The sequence below is a fragment of the Altericroceibacterium endophyticum genome, from assembly GCF_009827595.1.
Lineage (GTDB): Bacteria > Pseudomonadota > Alphaproteobacteria > Sphingomonadales > Sphingomonadaceae > Altericroceibacterium > Altericroceibacterium endophyticum.
The window spans coordinates 1-9216 of sequence record NZ_WTYT01000004.1 but is presented as its reverse complement, the minus strand read 5'-3'; the positions used below and the strand labels follow the sequence as shown (position 1 = coordinate 9216).

3 protein-coding genes are annotated in these 9216 nt (G+C 54.7%); 2 read left to right on the top strand and 1 reads right to left on the bottom strand.

What is annotated here, in order from left to right; translation table 11 throughout:
- Positions 1-41: 41 nt before the first annotated feature.
- Positions 42-7478 carry a calcium-binding protein gene (locus GRI91_RS09290; protein ID WP_160736409.1) on the top strand — a complete coding sequence of 2479 codons (7437 nt, stop codon included), beginning with the start codon at positions 42-44 and terminating at the stop codon, positions 7476-7478.
- Between the two features lie 648 nt (positions 7479-8126).
- Positions 8127-8369, top strand: a complete 243-nt coding sequence (locus GRI91_RS09285; protein ID WP_160736408.1) for a hypothetical protein — start codon at positions 8127-8129, stop codon at positions 8367-8369.
- 656 nt (positions 8370-9025) lie between these two features.
- Here GRI91_RS09285 and GRI91_RS16095 read toward each other — a convergent pair.
- A partial coding sequence (locus GRI91_RS16095; protein WP_237437784.1) for a hypothetical protein occupies positions 9026-9216 on the bottom strand: 191 nt, incomplete at its 5' end.

Here is a 9216-nt window from a genome sequence, read left to right as displayed (position 1 = left end):
CGGGCGCGGACACGATTATCGGCGGCCTGGGCGATGATAACATGTATGGCGGCGATGGCGGCAACACCTTCGTCTACGATCTTGGTGACGGCAACGACCGGATCGCCCAGGGCAAGCATGAGGGCGGCACTGACATTCTGCAGCTGGGGGCGGGCATCGCGCCGAGCGACGTCATCGTCACGCACCAGGTCGCTGACAGCCGCAACGTGCTGATCCGCTTCGTTGGAAACGATGGTTCGATCCTGCTTGAAGACCAAACTGGTGACGGCGGTTTCGGCATCGAAGAGGTGCACTTCGCGGACGGTACGGTGTGGGACAAAGCGGCGATTAAATCGCACGTCATCGTGCGCGACGCGGATATTGTTGGAACCAACATTAGCGAAGCTCTCACAGGAACCTCCGGTGCGAATCAGATTTATGGCTTCAATGGCAATGACACGCTGACCGGGGGTAAGGGTGACGACTATCTCAACGGCGGCAAAGATGACGACACCTACATCTTCAAGCGCGGCGACGGCGCGGACACCATTTATGACGACCGAGGTACAGACACTCTCCAGTTCGGCGCGGACATCACGGTAACGGATCTGGTGCTCAAGGCTTCAACGGTCGACAACGACTTTCAGGGTTTGATCATTGGCATCGCCGGGACGAGCGACCAGATCTACCTGCGCAATCAGAACCAAAATCTGGGCCATGGGATCGAGCGCTTCGTGTTCGCCGACGGCACGGTGCTGACCGATGCGGATCTGCGTGCACAGCTGATGGCGGGTGTAGTCACCGATGGTGACGACAAGATCTATGGCAGCAACTATGACGATGTGATCGACAGTGGGAACGGCGATGACGAGATCACCTCGGGCGAAGGCAATGACACGCTGACCGGGGGTAAGGGTGACGACTATCTCAACGGCGGCAACGATGACGACACCTACATCTTCAACCGCGGCGACGGCGCGGACACCATTTATGACGACCGAGGTACAGACACTCTCCAGTTCGGCGAGGGTATCGATGAGACAGATATCGAGGTATCCCAAGCGTTTGTAAATGGCGATACTAACGGGATTGTTCTTACTGTTAAAGGGGCTAGCGATCGGGTCTATCTGCAGTCCGAATTTAATGGTAACAGGATCGACCAGATCCGCTTCCAATCAGGAGCTGTTTGGAGCGTCAACACACTCCAACAACTGCTTAGCGGCAACACTGTAGACGGCAGCACGCTCTCCGTCACCATGGGCAATGACACTATCACCGGATCGGTCGGCGACGATAATCTTCGCGGGATGAAGGGCGATGATGTTTTGCGGGGAGGAATGGGCTCCGACACCTACACTGTCGCAATAGGCGATGGTCACGACACGATCTATGATCCAACGGACGCCAACTCGACCGACACGCTGATACTCGAGGGCATCAACCCTGGAGATCTGAAGGTATTTGTCTCGCCGACCGATGCCGAGGATCTGATTCTCTATGTCGACGATGAAACAGTCATTTATCTCGATCAACAGAATGCGAGCGCGTCCACAGGTGTTGAGCAGGTCCAGTTCGCCGACGGCACGATCTGGAGCCGCGCCGAACTGATGGCGAAGGCGGGCGGAATAGGAACGGACGGCGAGGATACTATGATCGGCACCAATTTCGCCGATACGCTGGAGGGTGGCAAAGGCAACGATACGCTCACCGGCGGCGCCGGAAACGATACATACGTCTACAATCTCGGCGACGGTGACGATACGATCTTCGACGACAATGGGTTGGGTAGTGATCCTGGTCACGCTGGCGGTTCGGGCAATTTCGACACGCTGAGCTTCGGTCCGGGTATCAGCCTTTCCGATCTGGTCCTGACTCAGCCCGTTGACGGAGGTCCGCTTGTGATTTCCTTTGTGTCGCAGGCTGGATCGATCACTCTCGACGGACTAGATGCCGCAGGCCAGTTGGGTGTGCAGATGGTTCAGTTCGATGATGGCTCAACCGTGACAATGGACCAATTGCTTGCTTCGACTTTGGCAGCCAGCGAGACAGCGGGGGATGATCTGGTTCGGGGATTCGGATCGAACGATGTGCTCAACGGAGGCCTAGGTGACGACATGCTGGCCGGCGGAGCGGGTAGCGACACCTATATGTTCGAACTGGGCAATGGTGCGGATACCATCACGGAAACAGCTGATGGTGCGACCAATACGCTGGTCTTTGGTGCGGGCATTGCGGCCACCGATGTTCGCATGGTTCGCACCGCTGGTGCGCCCGACGATCTAATTCTCGAACTGGCGAACGGCACCGATCAGGTGACTTTGAAAAGCCAGTTCGTGAACGGTGGTGCGGCTGGTATCCAGGAGATTCGTTTCGATGATGGCACGATCTGGCAGTCTGAGGATTTCAGTGCCATTCTGCTGGCCCAGCCGGCAACGGGCGGTGCCGACTATCTAGTTGGCGATGGTCCCGACGATACAATTGACGGCCTGGCAGGTGATGATGTCATACTCGGGGGGGCAGGCGATGACACGATCCTCGGGTCCGATGGCAACGATACACTCCGCGGAGGTGCTGGCGACGATCAGCTGTATGGCGGCGCGGGCGATGACATACTATCCGGCGATACTGGTAGCGATATGCTGGATGGCGGTGATGGGGTCGACATCGCCGATTACAGCTTTTCGCTCGATAGTTGGTCGATCGATCTCGGGGAGGGATCAGCGCGTATCACCACCACCCAGAATTCAACACAAGCTGAGACATTGACCGGGATCGAAGGCGTGATCGGCGGGCTTGGTTCCGACACTATCATCGGCAATGGCAGCAGCAACCGGATCCAAGGTGGAGGTGGAAGTGACACGCTCGCTGGTGCTGGCGGTGACGATACATTTGTCTATGACGGTGACGAGAGCGGTGTCGATGCCGTCGATGGCGGTGCTGGCAATGACTCGATCGTGGCGGAATCGGATGACACCGTTATCGGATTGACGTCGCTTACAGGAGTCGAGATCATCACAGCTCAGGGGTACGCCGATGTAACGATCTCTACCACTGATGATGCGGACGTGCTCGACCTCTCTGGCGCCGTGCTTGATGGTATCGCTTCGATCAACATGGGGCAGGGTGACGACGTCATTACAGGATCACTTGGCGCCGACGTCATCAACGCGGGCGATGGTAATGACACGATCCGCTATATCGGCGCTTCGACTGGCGGTGATCAGGTAAATGGCGGGGACGGCACTGATACCATCGCCGCAGGAGCGAATGACACGCTCATTCGCTTGGCCAGTTTCCAGAATATCGAGGCTATGTCGGGTGCAGGTTTCACCAATGTGGTCCTGGCTCGTACGGACGCCGACGAAACAACCGATTTGAACGGGATCGCGATTTCTGGCCTGGCCTATGTCGATCTTGCCGGAGGCAATGACACCTTCATCGGAACCGCCGGCGCAGACGTTGTGCGCGGTGGAGCCGGTGATGATATTTTGACGGGTAGTGCTGGAGACGATGTTTTCCAATATGCTGGACCTGATACCGGATACGACGCGATCGATGGCGGCGCAGGCAACGACCGCCTGGAGGCTGTTGCGGATGGTTCGGTTATCGGGATCTCTTCTATCAACAATCTCGAAGAGATCGATAGCAACGGTTTTTCCAATGTCACCATCGGCCTGGGCAATGGTGACGATAACCTCGATCTAACAAACGTCACTGTTACGGGAATCGCCGCAATTGTCGGAGGTGGGGGCAATGATACCCTGCATGGCAGCAGCGGCGATGACACATTCCTTGTCGCCGGGGCCAACGATGGGATCGATGATCTTGACGGAAGCATAGGTCAGGACAGGATCCTTGCAGGTGCGGATGGCACCATTATCGGTGTCAGCAGCATCGCCAATATCGAAACCATAGACGGCGGCGGGTATGCTGATGTGCACCTCTCCACCACTGATGGAAACGATACGCTGTCCCTGCAGGGCGTCACACTGACCGGAATCAAACAAATCGACCTGAATGCGGGAGACGATAGCTTTAGCGGCTCATCGGGCAATGATTCCGTATCGGGTGGGAGTGGTGATGACACTCTCTCTGGTGGTGCTGGCGATGACACCTATCTGTTCGAGAGTGGTGATGGGAATGATATCATTCGTGAGAAAGATGCTGATGGCATTGGCGGTGGCGCCGATACGTTACGCTTTGGTGCCGGTATCCTTGCTTCGGAAGTCCAGGTTACGAGGGCAAATAACGGCAAAGATTACCTGTTAACGATTGCCAACAGTGGCGGCACGATCCTGATCGCAGGTGGGGCAGGCAATGATAATGCGGACTGGATAGAGAATATCGAGTTTTCCGATGGGACCGTTTGGACCCGGGATGATCTGGACCAATCCGTTGTGCCCTTTACTGATGGCGACGACAATATCGAGGGCACCAGCGCTTCCGAGACGCTTCGCGGCGGTGACGGCAACGACACCATAAAAAGCAATGGCGGGGACGATCGCATTTACGGTGAAGCCGGTGATGACACGCTGTTCGGTAACAGCGGTAGTGACATGTTGTTCGGCGGCTCCGGCAACGACACCATTTATGGTCGCGATGGCAACGATACACTGACTGGCGGAACGGGCAACGATACACTTTTTGGTGAGAACGGAAACGATACCTACGAATACGATCTCGGCGATGGAAGCGATGTAATATCCGACACCGTCCAATCCAGTGGTGATACGCTGGTGTTCGGCTTCGGAATTACTGCGGATGACGTTGTAGTATCGAAAATTAACGGTGGACAAGACCTTCGCATCGCGATTGGAAATGACGAACTGACCATAAGGGGGGGCGCAAAGTCGAACAGTAGCCAAGGCGTTGATGTGGTCCAATTTTCGGATGGCACTCAATGGTCTCGTACTCAGCTGGTCGATCGAGCAAGTCTAAACTATGCGCCTACTAGATTGTCGCTGAGTTCTTATCAGATAATTCCTACGCTTTCCGGGGTTGGGGCGTCCGCACGCTTGTCCGGTAATGAGTATCAGCTGACACCGAATAATGGCAACGTGGTTGGCGCCGTCTGGGGGGCAGTGGATCTTTCGCAAGATGTAACATGGTCGACGGAGATATTCTTTGGGGGAAATGACCGTGGCGCAGACGGCGTCAGCTTTTCGCTGCAGAATGTATCGGCCACTGAATTGGGTGACAGTGGTACTTTGTTACCCAATTCGCTTGGTATCTGGTTCGATACCTACAGCAATTCAGGAGAGCCGAATTCAGATTTCAGTGAGATTGTTTTGGGTGGCAACATCGGGGATCAAGTATTCGACGCTTACCACACACATAGCAATCTCGAGAATAACGCCTGGCATGATGTCGTGATCCACTGGGATTCAACGAAATCCGCGCTGAGCTATTCATTGGATGGGGCAGTCGTTGCAGAGAAGAAATTTGACGTTGTCAGCAGTCTCTTTTCCGGCGATTCTAGCGCGTATTTCGGTTTTGGCGCTCGTACTGGCGGGGCCGCCAATTATCAGGCGGTCAAGCTCAACGGGGTGTCGACGTCGGGTGCACAATTGCTCGTAGCGGATGATGCTGTCGGTGGTGCAGTCGTTGGTCAATTCTCGACCGCCGACGCTAATTTTGGCGACCAGTTTTCTTACTCAATCGTCGATCAATCGGGAGCTGCAATTGAAGACGACTATTTTACTATTTCAGGTGATCAATTGGTGGTCAAAAGCGGCGCGGATCTGAGTTTAATTAATGATTCAGATTATTCGCTCTCTGTAATGACTACCGACCTGGGCGGCGCAAGTTTGGTCCAGGACTTCGATATCCATATAGCTCCGGAAACAGCGCTACCGCTCGGCCCGTCCTCGCTCGAACTTTTGGCACCCGTTGCTCCAGACCTTTCGTTGGTCGGTAATGCTACTGAGCTCGCCGATGGCACCTATCGCCTTACACCGTATGCTGGCAATCAGAATGGGGCAATATGGGGGGCTCTTGACCTAACCAAAGATGCTGAATGGATCACTCAAATGTATTTCGGTTCGAGTGACAGGGGGGCTGACGGCATCGCATTCGCGTTGCAGGGCAGTGGCGACACTGTTCTTGGCAATACAGGTGTGCTGACCAGTCAGTCACTTGGCATCAAATTCGATACTTATACCAACAACGGCGAGCCTGGTTCTGACTTCAGCAAGCTTGTCTTGAACGGCAATGTTTCTTCTCAATCATTTGACGCTTACCACACGCATTCAAATATCGAGGACAATGCCTGGCATGATGTTATCATTCGGTGGGATTCGGATGATCGCTCACTGACATACTCTCTGGATGGAACAGAAGTCGCGACGCGCGCGCTCAATGCGAATGCGGACCCGCTGGCAGGTCTTGGCTCGGCATTTTTCGGTTTCGGCGCAAGTACCGGCGGCGCGAGCAACGAGCAAAAAGTCGATGTTGAAAGTATGTTGGTTTCTGCGAGCAGCCTTGCAGTAATGGAAAATGCTGCGGGTGGAACGCTCGTTGGTGTTGTAAGGCCCGTGTCAGCTCTCGCTGAAGCAAGTTACAGCTTTGCCATAGTCGACTCCAACGATGTCGAGGTCACCGATTCTCCTTTCGAAATCGATGGAAGCGGTCAATTGCGCGTAAAGGATGGCGCGGTATTGGATTTCGATAGCATCAATTCATACGATATAAACGTGAAAGCAACCGATGATGCGGGTAGATCCTATACGCAGGACATTACGATAAATCTGGTCGATCAGCCGGGAGCGACAATTGTGGGCACCGCAGATGACGATGTTCTATTGGGAACATCGGAAGACGACACCACTAGTGGAGGCGATGGCAACTACACCTTGCGTGGCCAGCAAGGCAGTGACAGCCTGGATGGTGTGAGCGGGAATGATACTGCTGTTTTCGCCGGAGCAATGGCAGATTATTCAATCAGCACTGCAGGTGGGTCGGTAAATGTGATCGACGATCAGCTCACGAGCGATGGCGATGGAAAGCTCTCATCGCTCTATGACGAATGGGCTAAATTCGGTGTCTGGAACGACCGGAACAGCAATTGGCAAGTTGATCCTGGCGAATTCTTGAGTATGGCTCACGCGGATATGTCTGCATTGGATTTGACCGACACTCCGACCGATGAAACTCATCAGCTTGGTGAAAACCTTGTCAACAATAGCGGCACTTTTACCCATATCGACGGTACGTTTGGACACTTCGACGATGCTGCCTTTGCCTATGGGCATAATCGCGGAGCTATCGAGCGGCGAATGCCCGAATTGCCGTTCCGCAGGCGTTTGCTGGAGAGTGAATTCACAGATGTCGATCAGTTAGGAAAGCTGCGACCGGCGTTTATTGACGCTGAGCGTTTCATTCAGGCTGCAGCGGCATTCGGGCTTCAAGGCATTGGCGAATTTGATACCGATAACGAATCTGTATCTATGACACATCCGCGCAATTGGGACGTCGCTTCGTCGAAGCTTGCCAGCTTTTAGGCCAGTCATCTGAAACCGAAGTTTGGTTCATTGTTTTCTAGCAGTTCATCACGAACTGGACGTCCGGCCCCTTAGGCATCTCGGCAACGATCCGCTTGAGTATGTCCCCTGTCAGTACCAATGGTACAGAATTGAGGTTGTGATTTAAGGAGGATTTGGGCTTCGTCGTAGTGACGAAGGAACGAAGACGAAGCCCAAATCCTCAAAGTCCAAATATGCCGCGATTCTGGTCAAGGAGTTTCTTCGCGCCGAAGAAGAGGGCGATCGGTCCGCGAAATACCTACGCGACCACGAAGGAGTTGAAACGCCGTCTGCAGGTGCTCTTGCGAAGAGAACCGCCGACTTGCGTGCCGCATTGGCAAAGCCGACCGATGGCGCTGGGCGGCTGATGTTCCAGGATAGCAAGCTTCCGGTCAGATTCGGGCTGGTCGATGATAGAGAAATCGCGGCGCAGAAGTTCTTTACGATCGATGGTGACGAAGCGTCCCGCTGCTCTTCACTTCACGCCTCTTCGACATCTGGGCGCGTGCGACGCTAACGCGGTCACCGAGCTGGTCCTCACGTTTCTCGATTACAAGGACGTTTGAGACCTTTCCCATTCCGGACAATTTTCTGGTTATCAGCGACGACGAAGGCGGGCCCGCCTGTTTGCGTGCGGCCCCAAGGTCAGAGCGGCTCGCGCGCTTGCTCGAAGAGCTGAATCGCCAGTTGCTCCCCACCAAGCGTGATTTTGATGGACGGGAACCGTCATTTGAGGACGGTAGCGAATTGCAGCGGGATCAATCTGATAGAGAGATAGTGCTGCTTGATCTGATCGGATTCGAGCCTGAAGCGTCGGACCTAGACGTGCTTGAACGGATGGTTGAGATGAACCGTACAGCCGGCACCTAGAGAAATACCCAGATCGAGCCTACCGATGCAGTCGCACTTGAGAGGAGCTGCAGGGGCCGCGACTTCGTCGCTTGGCCAGATTTTGCGCCACGCCATTACTCGACGGTTTGTCAGTAGCGGTCAGGCAGCTTCTTGAAATGGGCAGAGTCGGTCGTTCAGGTACGCGGGCACGACATGAACGAACGAATGCTTCTGATCACCCAACCTGGAACTGCAAATGCGAAATAATGTCGGTGCTACCGTTGCCTCCTTGCTCGCGGGACATTTTGATCCATACTAGGCGGACCAATTATTCGTATACGCAGCGCCTAAATCAGCAACCAGCCCAGAGACGATAAACCCAGGAACCGCCGTTTCCAACAAGTTTGAATGGTCGGGAGATAGGATTCGAACCTGAGACCCACTGTTCTCAAAGAAGATGCGCTACTTGGATTAACTAACAACCGCTCCGATCAGACCGGGGTGGAAATCCGCCGCTCCGAAGCGTCAAACAACCACGCCAAAACGGCAGCTATCCCAGGTCCCGCCCTACAACCTGCCGTTCCGGATCGTCCTGAATTGCAGACCGTCCTACGGTGTCCGCGTGAGGTCCGCGGTCGCTCGTCTTGAAAAGATAATGCAATGAATGAGATCTGGTGCAGCTCGGCATCATCCGTTCAACGGAACAGTAATGTCCCAGTGATTACAGTGCCCATCATATTCATGTCGGGTGCACCATTCCCGTTCGATGTTGGCACCGGTAAATGCGGCTGGCAGCCCACGCGGCCGACCGCATGCTTTGTATGATCGAGCCAGCTCGATGGAAGATCGCGGAGACGTTCGGGTGTCAGCAGGCGCTGTTCCAAGG

Excerpts from the sequence above, each read along its gene's own strand:
- GRI91_RS09290 (WP_160736409.1), top strand. The coding sequence starts at position 42 with ATGTATGGCGGCGATGGCGGCAACACCTTCGTCTACGATCTTGGTGAC.